General features: G+C 40.0%; 15 protein-coding genes and 1 pseudogene. 11 read left to right on the forward strand and 5 right to left on the reverse strand.

What is annotated here, in order from left to right; all coding sequences use genetic code 11:
- Positions 1-109: 109 nt before the first annotated feature.
- From AC52J8_RS01690 to rplS, 7 genes and pseudogenes are all read left to right on the forward strand, one after another.
- Positions 110-3,121, forward strand: a pseudogene (locus AC52J8_RS01690) (pilus assembly protein); the annotation flags it as partial.
- Between the two features lie 10 nt (positions 3,122-3,131).
- Positions 3,132-3,614, forward strand: a complete 483-nt coding sequence (locus AC52J8_RS01695) for a type IV pilin protein (RefSeq protein WP_086399355.1) — start codon at positions 3,132-3,134, stop codon at positions 3,612-3,614.
- On the forward strand, positions 3,611-4,036 hold the full coding sequence (locus AC52J8_RS01700) for a type IV pilin protein (RefSeq protein ID WP_014207809.1): 426 nt from the start codon (positions 3,611-3,613) through the stop codon (positions 4,034-4,036). Before AC52J8_RS01695 ends, AC52J8_RS01700 begins: the two co-directional genes overlap by 4 nt.
- A 147-nt stretch (positions 4,037-4,183) precedes the next feature.
- Positions 4,184-4,435, forward strand: a complete 252-nt coding sequence (gene rpsP / locus AC52J8_RS01705; RefSeq protein WP_000260334.1) for a 30S ribosomal protein S16 — start codon at positions 4,184-4,186, stop codon at positions 4,433-4,435.
- Positions 4,436-4,455: 20 nt separating this feature from the next.
- Entirely contained in the window at positions 4,456-5,004 is a 549-nt protein-coding gene (gene rimM / locus AC52J8_RS01710) for a ribosome maturation factor RimM (RefSeq protein WP_002116736.1), read from the forward strand.
- A gap of 42 nt (positions 5,005-5,046) precedes the next feature.
- Complete coding sequence (trmD, locus tag AC52J8_RS01715; protein ID WP_086399354.1) at positions 5,047-5,802, forward strand: tRNA (guanosine(37)-N1)-methyltransferase TrmD; 756 nt, start codon at positions 5,047-5,049, stop codon at positions 5,800-5,802.
- Positions 5,803-6,021: 219 nt separating this feature from the next.
- Positions 6,022-6,390: a 50S ribosomal protein L19 gene (gene rplS / locus AC52J8_RS01720; protein ID WP_002116654.1), complete on the forward strand. Its 369-nt coding sequence runs from the start codon at positions 6,022-6,024 to the stop codon at positions 6,388-6,390.
- Between the two features lie 52 nt (positions 6,391-6,442).
- Here rplS and AC52J8_RS01725 read toward each other — a convergent pair whose 3' ends face one another.
- Both AC52J8_RS01725 and AC52J8_RS01730 read right to left on the reverse strand, forming a co-directional pair.
- Entirely contained in the window at positions 6,443-7,384 is a 942-nt protein-coding gene (locus tag AC52J8_RS01725; RefSeq protein ID WP_080777126.1) for a lipase family alpha/beta hydrolase, read from the reverse strand.
- Between the two features lie 115 nt (positions 7,385-7,499).
- Entirely contained in the window at positions 7,500-8,531 is a 1,032-nt protein-coding gene (locus tag AC52J8_RS01730) for a lipase secretion chaperone (protein WP_086399353.1), read from the reverse strand.
- 153 nt (positions 8,532-8,684) lie between these two features.
- Here AC52J8_RS01730 and truB point away from each other — a divergent pair, with 153 nt between their 5' ends.
- The 3 genes from truB (at position 8,685) to AC52J8_RS01745 (ending at position 11,040) form a co-directional block, all read left to right on the forward strand.
- On the forward strand, positions 8,685-9,590 hold the full coding sequence (truB, locus tag AC52J8_RS01735; protein ID WP_086399352.1) for a tRNA pseudouridine(55) synthase TruB: 906 nt from the start codon (positions 8,685-8,687) through the stop codon (positions 9,588-9,590).
- A 19-nt stretch (positions 9,591-9,609) separates the two neighbouring features.
- The gene (locus tag AC52J8_RS01740; RefSeq protein ID WP_000525218.1) at positions 9,610-10,386 is read left to right on the forward strand and encodes a sulfite exporter TauE/SafE family protein; all 777 of its coding nucleotides are present in this window, start codon (positions 9,610-9,612) and stop codon (positions 10,384-10,386) included.
- 210 nt (positions 10,387-10,596) lie between these two features.
- On the forward strand, positions 10,597-11,040 hold the full coding sequence (locus AC52J8_RS01745; protein WP_001019905.1) for a hemerythrin domain-containing protein: 444 nt from the start codon (positions 10,597-10,599) through the stop codon (positions 11,038-11,040).
- Between the two features lie 7 nt (positions 11,041-11,047).
- On the opposite strand, the gene AC52J8_RS01750 is transcribed toward AC52J8_RS01745, so the two are convergent.
- From AC52J8_RS01750 to serA, 3 genes are all read right to left on the reverse strand, one after another.
- Positions 11,048-11,911, reverse strand: coding sequence for an EamA family transporter (locus AC52J8_RS01750; RefSeq protein WP_005067148.1), 864 nt, complete (start codon positions 11,909-11,911; stop codon positions 11,048-11,050).
- 90 nt (positions 11,912-12,001) lie between these two features.
- Positions 12,002-12,886 (reverse strand): EamA family transporter, encoded by an 885-nt coding sequence (locus AC52J8_RS01755; RefSeq protein WP_069037134.1) that lies wholly within the window; start codon positions 12,884-12,886, stop codon positions 12,002-12,004.
- A 98-nt stretch (positions 12,887-12,984) separates the two neighbouring features.
- On the reverse strand, positions 12,985-14,217 hold the full coding sequence (gene serA, locus AC52J8_RS01760) for a phosphoglycerate dehydrogenase (protein WP_068526928.1): 1,233 nt from the start codon (positions 14,215-14,217) through the stop codon (positions 12,985-12,987).
- 378 nt (positions 14,218-14,595) lie between these two features.
- Between serA and AC52J8_RS01765 the strand changes: the two genes are divergently transcribed.
- Positions 14,596-16,005: a D-2-hydroxyglutarate dehydrogenase gene (locus tag AC52J8_RS01765; RefSeq protein WP_002116692.1), complete on the forward strand. Its 1,410-nt coding sequence runs from the start codon at positions 14,596-14,598 to the stop codon at positions 16,003-16,005.
- The last annotated feature ends 28 nt before the right edge of the window (positions 16,006-16,033 follow it).

The raw sequence follows: 16,033 nt of genomic DNA on the forward strand, positions 1-16,033 counted from the left end.
TGACGGAAACAATACTATTTATTACAAACAGGAAATGCAACTAGGAGCTAACTCGTATAGTGGTTTTAGTAGTTCTATTTCTGACTCTAAAAAAGCAGACTTACTTAGTTACGCCTCACCACTGCCAGCGGCTGCTGATCGAGTAAGTTGTGATGGTCAAGGAGTTTATATTCTATCTGATGGTGAGCCGACAAATAAGACTGATTCGACCCTTAATTCTGTTATGAATGCTAGTCTGAGTAGTACGAATTTTGATTGCGCTGCATCAGGTGCACTAAGTAGTACTAACGATTGGCATTGTATGAGTAACTATGCGAAAAGACTTTTTAATGGTGGTGTAATCCAAAGCATAGTTGCTAATGCGACGAATCCTGTCAATGTTCCCATACAAACTGCTTTTGTGGGTTTTGGTAATGACTTTACAAGTTTAGGATCTAGTGATGTCGTTAATGCATGTAAATTGACATCCCGAACTCAAACAGATCGCGCAGGTGATGATGCTTGTTCGCCGAATCAAGGAACAAACGCAATTGCTAATCCAGGTTATGGTAATGGAGGGTTTTTTGCAACGCAAACACCACAAGGTGTGACTGATAGTGTTATCGCATTTATTAATAACTTGGGTGCAGCACCTTTAGCACCGTTAACAACAGGTGTGATCTCTGTTCCTTATGATGCACTAAATCCTAAAAATTTACAGGAATATGGTTACTTACGTGCTTTTGAGCCAAACCCGGCTAACACCTACTTAACATGGCGAGGAAATTTAAAGAAATATCATGTTGTTTTATCGGGAACAAATGCTGGTGCTTTTGAAGCTAATACTGGTGGGTTGGTTTATAACGCAACTGGGGCATTTAGAACGGGTACAAAAGATTATTGGAATAGCTCTACTTATAATGATGGAGGTAAAGTCTTTTTTGGCGGTTCATATGCAAAAGTTCCTTTACCAATTGCTGGACAAAATGAAACACGCGATGAAGAAGGAAATATCACAAAATATTATTACGCAGTACAAACTAAAATCCGCAACTTATTTACTGATGTTTCCGCCGTCGCATCAGATGGTAGCTTAACGAAGCTATCAACTTCTGGAACTAATTTGCTAAAAATTCCAGCTACTCCACCAGAAGGAACTAATCCTTTTGATAGTGTGGCTAATACAGCAAGTTATGTTTTAGGAAAATTTAATGCATCAACGGGACAAGATATTTTAAAAGCTTTCCCAATTAGCTTGAAATTAAAAATATTAAATTATCTAGGTTACTCAACTGATATTAGCGCTACGACTTTACCTTCTTCATTAGTTACATCGAATGAACCATATTTATCGATGGGCGGTAGTATTCACTCTTTACCGGTACAGCTTACCTATAATGGAACATTAGATGAAAATGGGAATTTAACATCTGCGCGTGAACAATCCATTCTCTATGGAACGATGGAAGGTGGTCTGCATATTGTGGATGCCTCAACTGGTGTAGAACAAATGGCTTTCGTTCCCGCTGATATATTAAATAATCCAGTTGCATCAAAAGCTTTAGTGGTTGGTCAAAGTGATGCTTCAGCCCCTGCTCACGGTATGGATGGAGCTTGGATATCTGACCCTGCATATAGTATTACTACAACGGTAAGCGGTAGTTCAGCAGTATCAAAAGTAACTGCAAAGCAAATGAATATTTATGGTGGTATGCGAATGGGGGGCAGCAGTTATTATGGCTTAAATGTCTTAAATCCTGCTTCACCTAAGCTCCTCTTTAGAGTAGGAGCAGACCAAACTGATTATAGTCGTATGGGGCAGAGTTGGTCTAAACCTGTACTTGCAAATATACGTTATAACGGGGTGATTAAACGGGTCATGATTGTTGGTGGTGGCTACGACCAATGTTATGAAAACCCGAATATTACCTTGAGTAACTCTTGCTTTACGAATGGAAAAGCAAAAGGGAATGCTGTTTATATTATTGATGCTAAAACTGGAGAGCGCTTATGGTGGACTAGTGATACAGGCTCTAATATAGATAACTCTAATATGAAGCACAGTATTGTTAGTCGCATTAGTACCTTGGATCGAGATGCTGATGGTTTGGTAGACCATTTATACTTTGGCGATTTAGGCGGACAAATTTTCCGTATCGATCTTAATAATAACCAGACAAAAACAAATTCAACTTATAGCAGTTTCGGTATTCGAGTTGTTCGATTAGCCAATTTAGCAACGAATGACTCAACTTATGATGCCTCGAACGACTATACCGCTGGGAATGCGCCGCGTTTTTATGAACCGCCAACAGTGACAATTCATGATTATGGAATCCGCACTTTTATTACTGTCGGTATTGCTTCAGGTGACCGTAGTACACCTTTAGATGTTTATCCGCTTACAGGTCGTGAGGGGATGTCACCGAGCACAGCATTAAGCGGAAGACCTGTAAACAACGTTTATGGAATTATCGACAAAGACTTTATTAAAAAGAATTTAATGTTTTTAACAGATAGCCAGCTTGAAACGAAAGATATTACTCGATCAACGCTTCGAAAAAATCCACAAATTTTACGGTCTGGGGAAACACGAGTAGCACAGATTTTCTTTCCAAACACTGGGACGGGACAAAACGGTTGGTATCGCTCGCTTTCTAGTATGAGCGATGGCACAGAGAAAGCTAATAATAGTTTCCGTATTAAAGGTGGACTGAAAGCTTTTGAAGAGCCTATGGCAATTACAGGGACTTTAATTGTGCCTGTTTATGATCCACAGGGAACAGGTATTGTAGCGGCAGACCCATGTTTACCCCGTGTAGTAGGTGAAACTGACCAGCAGACGTTCTGTTTACCATTTGGCGCGTGCCTTAATTCTGATGGGTCAATCGATCAAAATAAAGAGAATCACAGTGGGTTTGAAACACAAACGGGGAATACCTGCCCAGTAGGAGTTTCTGAATGTAATGAAAATGTTATTGGCTCTGGTATTCGTGGCGTAACATTTGTACCAACGGAGGATAACCCACCTGCGACTAATAGTTGTGGGAAATTAAAGCTGTCTGGTAATGAGCAAGGGACTGGACAGTGGCAATGTACGAGTCATTTAGTTCCTACGCGTTGGTATGAGCGTTATCGTTAAGGGATGACTGATGAATAAATATTATGTTCTGCGGTTTAATCAGGGGGTTACCTTGATTGAGCTCATGGTTGTCATCGTGATTGTCGCTATTTTTGCTTCGATTGCTATCCCTTCATATCAAAGTTATAGCCGTAGAGCGACGGCTTCTGCTGCTAAAGGTGAAATTCTAAAATTGGCAGAACAGTTGGAACGGCATAAATCCAAGAACTTTACCTATAGAGGATTTACCACCACATCTGTAACTTTGCCACGGGGTGGTTATACGATTGAAATTAGTGATGATACGACGACAGGAAATTTATTGACGAATGCTGCTGCAAATGGGCAAACATGGGTCATTAAAGCGACAACTACAGATTCAAGAAACTTTAATTTTATTGCTAAGAATTCAGGTTTGCGCTGCCAAAGTTTAACAGCTACAGCTGTTGATAATGACTGTGGTGGAACAGTCACTTGCAATGTATGTGAAACAAATAGTGAGAATTGGCAATGAAGAATGGTTTTACCTTAATAGAACTCATGATTGTAGTAGCAATAATTGCAATTTTAGCAGCTATAGCGACACCTTCGTATTTGCAGTATTTACGCAAAGGGCATCGTACAGCTGTTCAGTCTGAAATGATGAATATTGCCCAAACATTAGAATCAGAAAAAGTAGTTCACAATCGTTATCCGTCGAATGCGACGATTACTTCGATTTATGGTTCTAGTGTCAGTCCTCAACAAGGCCAAGCCTTATATAACTTAGCTTTTTCTAGCATAACTGATTCAAGCTGGGTGTTAACTGCTACACCTATTGCTACTAGTTCTCAAGCTGGTGATGGGATCATTTGTCTTAATGATCAAGGGCAAAAATTCTGGGCAAAAGGTGCAACTGATTGTGCGTTATCTGCCACATCAAATTGGCTACAGTAATTTTAAATTCAAAACTGCGGATAACTCAAAAAATAATCTTTCTTTCAGGGCGAAAATCACGTAGAATGTCGCCCTCTATGAAAGGGGTTTGAAGTGTTGCCGATGGTCGGTGCAGGGATAATCCGTAAGAATTATAAGGCTTTTATCATGGTTGTTATTCGTTTAGCACGTGGCGGCGCAAAAAAACGTCCATTCTATCAAATCGTTGTGACTGACAGCCGCAATGCACGTGATGGTCGTTTTATCGAGCGTATCGGTTTCTTTAACCCGACTGCACAAGGTCAAGCAGAAAAACTTCGTTTAGATGCAGACCGTTTTGCTCACTGGGTTTCTCAAGGTGCTCAACCTTCTGAACGTGTTGCTTCTTTAGCTGCTCAAGCTAAAAAAGCTACTGCATAATTTTTTGTAGTAGGTAGCCCATGACATCAACACAGAATGTTCCCGAAGATCGTATTCAGATTGGACAGTTACGTTCAGCTTATGGATTGAATGGGTGGCTCTGGGTGTATTCAAATACAGAACCTATGAGCAACATGTTTGACTACCTGCCTTGGTACATTGAGACCAAGGCCGGTTGGCAAACAATAGATGTAAAACGTTGGAAACCACATGGCAAAGGCCTAGTTGTTGCGTTGAAAGGTGTGAGTGATCGCACTGGGGCGGAAAGCTTGGTTGGCGCTAATATCTGGATTGCTAAGTCTCAACTGCCAAAAGCAGATGTAGATGAATACTACTGGTCAGATTTAAAGGGCTTAACCGTGTTAGGTCTTGATGAAGAAGAACAGGAAGTAAACTTAGGGAAAATTCATGAGTTGTTTGAAACTGGAGCTAATGATGTGATGGTGGTGCATGCTACCCCAGACAGCATTGATTCAGAAGAGCGCATGATTCCTTGGCATAAAGATGTAGTACAACGTGTTGATCTTGAAGCTGGTCGTATTTACGTCAATTGGGGCGTAGATTATTAATCCTTTTAGGATTAATACAGCAGGAAAATAGAGGAGTCTGTGATGTTTTTTGCAGTCATTACGCTTTTTCCTGAAATGTTTGAAGCGATTACAGCCTACGGCATCAGCGGACGTGCGGCAAAACGAGATATTGTACAAGTCACTTGTATTAATCCTCGTGATTTTGCTGAGGGAAACTACAGAAGAGTGGATGAACGTCCATTTGGTGGTGGCCCAGGTATGGTGATGATGGCTGAGCCTTTGGCGAAAGCAATTGCACATGCCAAACAGCTTGCCTTACAAGCAGGACGTGTTCATGTTCCTGTGGTGTATATGTCCCCACAAGGCAAAACCTTAAATGAACAGGCAGTACAGCAGTTTGTTGATTATGACGGCTTAATTGTACTGTGTGGACGTTATGAGGGGGTAGATGAACGTTTGATCCAGCATTATGTTGATCAAGAATGGTCAATTGGTGATTATGTTCTATCTGGTGGTGAACTGCCCGCTATGGTGTTACTTGACAGTATTATTCGCCGTTTGCCGAATGTAATGTCAGATGAACAATCAGCAGTACAAGATTCTTTTGTTGATGGTCTTTTAGATTGTCCGCAATATACAAAGCCTGACCATTTTGAAGGGCTGGATGTGCCAGAGGTATTAAAATCTGGACATCATGGCAACATTGAAAAATGGCGCTTTTTGCAGCGATATCAACGAACTCTAGAGCGTCGACCTGAGTTGGTCGAAAAGGTTGAGTTGACTAAGCAGCAAAAGAAATGGCTAAAAGATATGCAAGTGAATAACGGTAACTCTTAATCGTTATTCTCAAGAACGAAAGTTCTGCAACAAGACGAGAAGCAATGCTTCGAGTTAAAGCATAAAACTATTTAATGAATAGTTTTATGTAAATTTATAGGCTCTTTATAGACATATTGTCGTAAAGGGAAAGATAAACGGGTTGATATGCGCTTTAGCCTCTATCCCCAGCGGAAATTCAGACCTCTTCTGACTCCGCACATATTGGAGATTCCCACAATGAGTGGTAAACATCCTTTAGTTCAAGCTGTTGAAAATGCACAGTTAAAATCTGATATCCCTGCTTTTGCTCCTGGTGACACTGTCATCGTTCAAGTAAAAGTAAAAGAGGGTGATCGTGAACGTCTTCAAGCATTTGAAGGTGTTGTAATCGCTAAGAAAAACCGTGGTTTGAACTCTGCGTTCACAGTACGTAAAATTTCTAGCGGTGTTGGTGTTGAGCGTGTATTCCAAACTCACTCACCAGTTGTTGCTAAAATCGAAGTGAAACGTCGTGGTGACGTTCGTCGTGCTAAACTTTACTATCTTCGTGACTTGTCTGGTAAAGCTGCACGTATTCGTGAAAAATTACCAGCTCGTAAAGCGTAAGCTTATAGCGAGTAAAAAAATGCGCCTTTTGGCGCATTTTTTTGTTTAAAAACTATAGTCCTTGAAGTTTCAAGCGGTTTGCGTGTTGACGATAAACTGATACAGGATCGGAAGCGAAAATAGAACGTATACCAAGTACTTGGTTCACTTCATCTAAATGATTCCAGTTGTAATCATCACGAATTGTTTTACCAAATTTGGCACTGCATCGGGAAACAAGTCCATCATTATCACCAAATGGATCGACTACTAAACTACTGCCTGTAAGCGCAATATCAAATGGATCTAATGGGTTGGTCAGCGCTTTATTCCCCGAGAAAGAATACATATAAATACCTTTCTCTTGGTATGTCCCTTCACCACAAGAAGTAGTTGGTACACCCATAGGGAATTGAGCATTAAATTGAGCTGAACCTTGAGTTGATAAGCTATGAGCACCTGCTAAAGAGTCATGCGGATAGCTTGTTGGGTCTAGGCCTCCTGCCCAAGTAATGGCTGCTGAAAACCAGTTTACTAACGTTGCCAGTCCAGACAGAGGAGTACCCTCAACGTTCAGGATCACATCTGCCATTGGTGATCCCTTGTGAGGTGCACCAATTGTAGTGAGTGAGGCAACTTTTTCTGGCATGATACCGGCCACATAGCGAATTGTCGGGCCCCCATGGCTATGACCGATCAAGTTGACTTTAGGCTTACCGGTAATAGCAATGATCTCTTCTACTTGCTGGGCAAGTTGTTCACCACGCACTTCTGTTGAGTTAAAAGGTGACACTCTGGTTGCCCAGACATTTCCTCCATTACGAGCAAGATCCGGAAGGATTTGATACCAGTAATCGAGACCAAGTGTATCTGTCCCAACTCGGTTAAAACCTGCCATACCGTGGTTAAAAACCAGTGGATATTTGGTTTGTGCATAAGATGAATAGACGAACGAGTTTTTAACTTGTTCAGCATTTGTGGCATAGGCCGCTGAAATACTCAATCCAGAGAGCATTGCAGCGCAAAAAAACGTTAACTTCCTTTTCATTTTTTACTCACTATTTTTATTTTGTATGAAAAGCAGCTTCTTACTGCTAGTGCTTGTTTAGCCAGTTCCTAAAAGAAAAGGCTTAATAATTAAATGGCAGTTCACCTCCCTGATCATGGACCGTTTCAAAAGTTCGAAGTCTTAATTGTTCTTGTGATGAGTTAAATTGCTGTTGACGTAATTGTTGTATAGCTTGGTTTTTAGCACTATCGCTCATATTGCTTTTAATAATTTCATCTCGTCCGCTCAGGTAACTTGTGACCCTTTGCTGCCAAGCACTACGCTGTGTATCTAAAGTTTCTAATCGTTGAGTCGCCTCGGCTCCAACAAGTGCCGTACGCATTTGTCTAAGTTCTTCTGCTGAACCATGACGTGCTTTAATTTGTTTGGTCAGTGCATGTAAGTCATCAAGTTTAGAAAGTTCTTGTAGGTTTTGTTGCCAGTCTTCAGGTAGTTGTTCAAAGCGTTCTTTAAGCTTCTGAGCCTTTTCAATTTCGCTTAAAGAAGAGTCCTCAAGTATTTGCATACGATCTAGTGTGTAGTTCTGATAGATATCTTCATTTGAGAAGAGCCCATCAATTTCAGTGGCCGAAAAGAAACGTTTTCTTAGATCTTGAATTGAATTAAAGATCTTTTGAAAATAATTTTTATCTTGTTGTTTTGATGGAGGCGTTTGGATTTGAGCAAGCTGTTCACGGTATTTTAAGTAGCGGGTCCATAAATCCAGAATCTGTGAGCGAGCTGGCACTAAATATTTTCCCTGAATAAATTGTCCAAAGTGATTTTTAATTTGCTCTAAATCATTTTCTCCATATTGGGTAATAAAATATTCAAAGCAGTCACGTGTTTGACTGTTAACGACCAAATGTTGGGAACTATCAATTTTTAACTGACAGTTAACCTCGGTATCTAGCTGACTTTTACTATGGTAAGCATCTGCATTTAGCGTTGAGTTATTTATGGGTGGAGCTGATGCTAAATTTTGAGCTGTCTTTTCACTGACTTGGGTTGATGTGTTTTTTGAGTCAGGACTTAACCAATATACACATGCAATGAGGCTCAAAATAAAAAATCCGAGCACGCACCACAATACCTTCTTCTGCATCCCTTGCATAAAGATATCTTCCTTAAGTTTTAATTTGTTGTTTTTTTACTCGATCATTAATGTGCCATAAAATAAGTGAAAAGGCACCTAAATATTGTGAAAATATCTTGCCGAATTTGCTAACATGTCGGCACTTTTTTCTAGCTTTGTGTTCCAGTAAAAATGACGACAAAAAATCAAAAAATTTCTCGTCGCCATATCAGTGGTGTATTTCTATTAAATAAACCATTAGGCTTAAGTTCAAATGCGGCTTTGCAAAAAGTGCGTTGGTTATATCGCGCCCAAAAAGCAGGCCATACTGGAGCGTTAGACCCCTTGGCGACAGGTTTGCTTCCGATTTGTTTGGGAGAGGCGACCAAGTTCTCACATTATTTGCTGGACTCAACAAAGCGTTATCAAACCACTGTTCGATTGGGACAGACCACAACAACAGGTGATGTGGAAGGGGAGATTTTACAAGAGCGTCCTATTCCGGTGCTTAGCCAAGAACTTATTGAACAAACCTTAGAAAAATTTAGAGGTGATATTCAACAAGTTCCACCCATGTATTCGGCTTTGAAAAAAGAAGGTAGGCCGTTATATGAGCTGGCGAGAAAAGGTATAGAGATTGAGCGTGAAGCACGTCCAGTCACGATTTACGCTTTAGAGCTTATTGAGTTTACCGAAAATAGTATCACTCTGGATGTAACCTGCTCTAAAGGGACATACATCCGTGTACTAGGTGAAGATATTGGTGAAGCACTTGGTTGTGGTGGGCATTTAACGATGCTGAACCGGACTCAAACAGGACATTTTGAGCTTATACCGAGCTATACCATTGAATATCTGGAAAGTTTAACAGAAGAGCAAAGAGAAGCTTTGCTACTTCCAGTTTATGCACCAGTTGACCATTTCCTAAAAATTCAAGTTCCGGAAGGGCGTGAAAAATATTTTTGCAACGGTTTAGAAAGCAATATTGAGCATTCTGCAGAAGCAGAAGTTTTGGTGTTTTCGGGTGAGCGCTGTTTAGGCTTAGCCGAGATTACCGATAAAAAACGGTTGGTACCTAAGCGTATCTTAAATTTGTAGTAGATGTAGAGTATAGAGCATGGGCATGGAATGGGACGTTATCCTTAGTTTGATCTTTTTTGCGTTTACTGCAGGAGCAATTGATGCTGCTGTAGGCGGCGGTGGACTTATCCAGATTCCGGGGATCATGAGCACTTTTCCTAACATGTCGACTGCTACGGTGATTGGTACCAATAAAGTCTCATCCATTTTTGGTACAGCATCGGCGGCTTATACATTTGCTAAAAAAGTTAAGTTGCAATGGAAGCTTTTAGCCGTTATTGCCATTTGTGCCTTGATTAGTTCTTTTGCTGGCGCGGCATGTTTATCACTTATTCCTCAATCGGTATTGCGTCCTTTCGTTTTCGTGATGTTGATTGTGATTGCGATTTATACCCTAGTTAAAAAGAACTTCGGTCAAGTTCATACCGAGCAAAAAATTACCACGAAAATGTTAATTTTAGCTGGTATTGGTAGTTTGGCCATTGGTTTCTACGACGGTATTTTTGGGCCGGGTACTGGTAGTTTCTTTATTTTCTTCTTTATCCGTTTTTTACAAGTTGATTTCTTGCATGCTTCAGCTTTGTCAAAAATTGGTAATTTTATGACTAACTTAGCTGCGCTGAGTTTTCTCATCCCGACTGGTCACGCTATTTTACATATTGGTTTAATGATGGCAGCGGCTAACGTGCTAGGTTCTATTGTTGGGGTACGTACTGCACTTAAATATGGCAGTGGTTTTGTACGAATTATCTTTTTAATTTTGGTGAGTATTCTGATTTGCCGTTTGGGCTATCAAATGTTTGTTACGGGTTAAATAAGATTGAAAGTATGAGCTGTCTCAAAAATACAGTTCATACTTTTATGTATCATTTACAGCTATAAATATAAAAATCATTACAGAAATTTACTAGAAAGAGAACTGTGTAAAAAATAGTCTCATTTTAAGCTACTTAAACATTATAAATTTCAACGTATGATAAACCTTGAAATAAAAAAGATTTTTTAGCTAAAAATGAGGAAGAGAATGAATATTTTCGAAGCATTAAGAGAAAGCCATGAAAATCAACGTAACCTTTCTGAACAACTCATTCAGACACACGGTTTAACCGAAGAACGAAAAGAATTATTTGATGCATTAAAAAATGAATTATATGCTCATTCGGTTGCCGAAGACCGTTACTTATATATCCCTTTAATGTTTGATGATGTTGGTTTAGATATTACGAGACATGCTTTATCTGAACATCATGAAATGGATGAGTTGGTTGAACAACTTGAAAAAACCGATATGAGTAGTCCGAGTTGGTTAGCAACCGCCAAACAGTTGAGTGAAAAAGTCCATCATCATTTAAAAGAAGAAGAGCATAAATTTTTCCAGCAAGCCGGAAAAATTCTTAAAGACAGCGAAAAGGAGACACTCGGCAATAAATATTTAAAAGAATATAAAAAGTATAAAAAGCAGCAGTAGATTAAACCTACGCAGCTTTTTTAGTACTTCTTAAAGTAACACCAATAGAGGCCAGCATTACGCAAGCCAAAGCCACCCATTGCAGCATGCTGATTTCTTCGTGAAGTAATAGGAAACCCGTTAATGCTGCCAATGCTGGTGCTAAACTCGTTAGAGTTCCGTAAGTTAATTTATTAAGTTGTTTGAGAGCCATTAAGTCGAGTGCATATGGAATTGCAGTCGCTAACACCGCAATAAGTAATGCTTTACCCCAGTACTGTGTTTCAAGTAATGCAGGAGCATTGTGCCAGATTCCAATTGGCAATAAGGCAAGTGCAGATACACCGATCCCAATCGTTAAGGCGTGCATCCCGATATTTTGGGTCACAACTTTATGACCGAAATAGATATAGAAGGCCCAGCAAAGTCCGGCGCCTAGCGCACATGCTGCACCTACATACGAGAAATGGTGTTGAATAGGGTTTTGCCAAGGTACCATGAGTGCAATGCCTAACATGGCTAGTGCTACCCAAATGTAGTCACTCTTTTGTTTAATAGAAAGAAGCGCAAGGCCTAATGGACCAATAAACTCTAATCCAACAGCAATACCTTGGGGTAATTTTCCAAGTGAGGTATAAAATAGGATATTCATTAAGCCTAAAGATGCGCAGTACATCAATAAATCACGCCATTTTAAATAGGGTAAGCGTGACCAGATTTTCCAAGATCGGAACATAATTGCGACAATAACCGTTGCAAAACTCAGCCTTAAAACTGTAACGGTGAGAGGGTCTAATGTTGCAATGAGCTGCTTAGCAAATGAAGCGCTGATTTGATACGAAACCATCGACAAAATCATATACAGCACAGCAATAATTGGAAGATTTTGCATGGAAAATACTCTAGCGCTTCATCTGATGTCTAAAAATAATGGTGGACAATTATAACGAATACTATGTTTTAGCTGGCAGATTTTATTAAATTAACTGGCTGCTTTTTCACGTTCTTGGCGAGCTTTTTGGGTGGTTACGGTACAACCAACGGAAGCAGTGATAATGGTTGCAAGTGCTAGCCATTGATTCCATAAAAGATATTCACCCAAGAAGATAAACCCAGATAGTGCTGCAACTGCGGGCTCTAGGCTCATTAATGTTCCAAAGCTTAAAGGTGTCAAATTGCGCAGTGCTAACATTTCTAAAGAGAATGGAAGAGCACTGGCTAAAATGGCCAAACCAATAAAATAAAAAAGATAGGGAAGTTCTATAACTTGTGCAATTGAGCCTGAAAAAAAGGTAATGGGTAATAAGATGCATGCACCTACACTCATTCCCAAGCACACCGTATGATTACCTGAAATACCAGAAGGTTTTTGCCCAGCAATAATATAAAGCGCCCAACAAGCCCCTGCACTAATTGCAAATAAGACGCCGATCCAATCTAGACTATGTGCCTGATTAAAAGGGAAAAGTAAAATCAGCCCAATAATTGCGAAACTGACCCAAACAAAATCATATTTTTGGCGTGCGTGGTATAACGCTACACTTAAAGGTCCAATAAATTCAAAAGCAACCGCGATCCCAATCGGTAAGCGTTCGATCGACAGATAAAACAGTGCGTTCATGCCTGCAAGCGCAAATCCATAAGCTAAAATTGCTTTCCAGCGGACCTGACTAAAATTAATTCGCCAAATTTGAAAAATAATGGCGAGAATAATTGCACCTAAACATAGGCGCATTGCTGAAACAGTCAGTACAGGGAAGTTCTGAAATAAAATTTTAGCTAAAGATGCGCTACTTTGAACGCTTAACATGGCAAGAATAAGAAAACCCAAAGCATGTAGCTGAGATTTCTGGTTTAAAGTGGACATTTTATTATTTGATCAATTGGTATACTTTTCACATGATAATGTAAATACCCATAAAAAAGCCACAGACAATGCTGTGGCTTTTGAATTTACAGTTGGTATTAGAACAATACGCGCACACGAATTGTACCTTCAACTTCATGCAACATATCTAAAGCTTCTTGAGAAGCAGAAGCGTCAACATCCATTACGAGGTAACCGATGTCACCTTTAGTCATAAGTGACTGACCAGAAATGTTGATGCCTTGTTCAGCAAATAAGTTGTTGATTTTAGACAATACACCTGGCACGTTTTTGTGGATGTGCAATAAACGGTGTTGACCAGCTGTCAATGGTAACGCGATTTCCGGGAAGTTCACCGCAGAAAGTGTCATACCTTTGTCAGAGTAAGCAACAAATTTCTCTGCAACTTCTAAACCGATGTTTGCTTGCGCTTCCATGGTTGAACCACCAACGTGAGGAGTTAAAATCACGTTGTCTAAGCCGCGAAGTGGAGATTGGAATTCTTCACCATTTGCTTTTGGTTCTTTCGGGAATACGTCAACCGCTGCACCAGCAATATGACCAGACCTGATTGCATCAGCTAAATCTTCAATCACTACACATGTACCACGTGCAGCATTTAAGAAAATCGCGCCTTCTTTCATTTTCGCAAATTGTTCTTTAGTGAAGAAGTTACGTGTAGACGGAACATCTGGCACATGCAACGTTACAACATCTGCAGTTGCTAAAAGTTCATCTAAAGAACCAACTTGGCGAGCATTACCCATTGGTAATTTCGTTACTGCATCATAATAAATAACATGCATACCCATGCTTTCAGCAAGAACTGAAAGTTGAGAACCGATGGAACCGTAACCCACAATACCTAAAGTTTTGCCACGAGTTTCAAAAGAACCGACAGCAGACTTGTCCCAACCACCACGATGACAAGCCGCCGATTTTTCAGGAACACGGCGAAGAAGAAGAATCGTTTCAGCAAGTACAAGCTCTGCAACCGAACGCGTATTTGAATACGGTGCGTTGAATACAGGAATACCACGTGCCATTGCTGCTTTAAGATCAACTTGGTTTGTTCCGATACAGAAACAACCTACTGCGATCAATTTATTTGCAGCTTCGAAAACTTCTTCAGTCAATTGGGTACGCGAACGAATACCAATAAAGTGAGCATCTTTAATTGCTTCTTTAAGCGCTTCGCCTTCAAGAGCAGTTTTACGATAGTCAATATTGGTGTAACCCGCAGCGTTTAGAGTATCGACTGCGTTTTGATGAACGCCTTCTAACAAAAGGAAACGGATTTTATCTTTAGGTAGTGAAAGATGTTGGCTCATTACGGCTCCGCTACAAAGGCCAAATTTGGTGGCGGTATAATAACATACTGGGCGGTGCTATAGATATTTCGTTTATACCATCGCCTTATGGCAATTTTATCTATCTCTAATCACTTCTGTTTATGGCTTGTCGAGCATTTTAAAATATGCTTGGTAGGGGGATAAATGTGATTTTTCTCTGAAAGCCCCATAGAAAGTATTTATTTACGTTAAACATGTTTTGTAGTGACAGTATCTCTATTCTGAACTTTATCGCTTGCGCGGATACATGTAGAATATAGAAGTTCCTTGAACATTATGGCTTTGCTCAGGTGAGAACCTTGAGAATTATGAGGTCATAGTCCCACCACAGTTTACTTCTTGCTAGGTCTGCAAACGATGAATGCTCCAGTCGCTTTAACACCTGAGTTACTCACCCAATTAACAGCAATTGTCGGTGAAAACCGTATTAAAACTGATGCTGATAGTCTCGAAAACTGGGGTAAAGATCATACCAAGCATTTTAATCCGAACCCATCGGTCATCGTTTTTCCGTCAACGACTGAACAAGTTCAGGCGGTTGTGAAGCTTGCGAACCAATTTAATGTTGCGATTACACCATCGGGTGGTCGTACTGGTCTCTCTGCTGGTGCGGTAGCAACCAATGGTGAAATTGTCATTAGCATGGACAAAATGAACCAAATTCTTGAGTTCTTCCCGGCAGATCGTATGGTTCGAGTGCAAGCTGGTGTTGTGACTGAGCAATTGCAGAATTATGCAGAAGAACAAGGCATGTATTATCCGGTGGACTTTGCTTCAGCGGGTTCTAGTCAGATTGGCGGTAATATTGGTACCAATGCTGGTGGTATTAAAGTTATTAAATATGGCATGACACGTAACTGGGTGCTTGGCTTAACCGTAGTGACTGGTAAAGGTGATATCCTGCGTTTAAACAAAGGCATGGTTAAAAATGCAACTGGTTATGCATTACAGCATTTGTTTATTGGAGGTGAAGGCACACTAGGTTTAGTGACTGAAGCAGAAATTAAACTTGAGCGTCAACCACAAAACTTACAAGTTTTAGTTTTAGGTGTTCCTGACTTTGATGCAGTAATGCCTGTGTTACATGCTTTCCAAAAAGACATCGACTTAACTGCATTTGAGTTCTTTGGTGAACTTGCAATGCAAAAAGTTTTAGATCATGGACATGTACAACGCCCATTTGAAACTCAATGCCCGTTCTATGTATTACTTGAGTTTGAAGCTCCATATGAGCCGATTCTCGATAAAGCAATGGAAATTTTCGAGCATTGTATGGAGCAGGGTTGGGTACTTGATGGCGTAATGAGCCAGAGCCTTGACCAAGTAGAAAGCTTATGGCGTTTACGCGAAGATATCTCTGAATCAATCGCGCCATTTATTCCATATAAAAATGATATTTCAGTATTAATTACACACGTGCCTGCATTTATTCGTGAGATTGATGCGATTGTTCAAGAAAACTATCCAGACTTTGAAATTTGTTGGTTCGGTCATATCGGTGACGGTAACTTGCACTTAAATATTTTAAAACCTGAAAACTTAACCAAAGATGAGTTCTTTGCGAAGTGTCAGGTGGTAAATAAATATGTGTTTGATACCGTTAAAAAATACGACGGTTCAATCTCTGCTGAACACGGTGTCGGTATGACGAAAAAGCCATATTTGGAATATTCACGTTCGCCTGAAGAAATTGAATATATGAAAGCTTTGAAAAAAGTATTTGACCCGAATGGTTTGATGAACCCAGGTAAATTATTCGATCTTTAAATTAGATCTATTTTGTAGGACTACATAG

This window comes from Acinetobacter sp. S-1, from assembly GCF_059579785.1.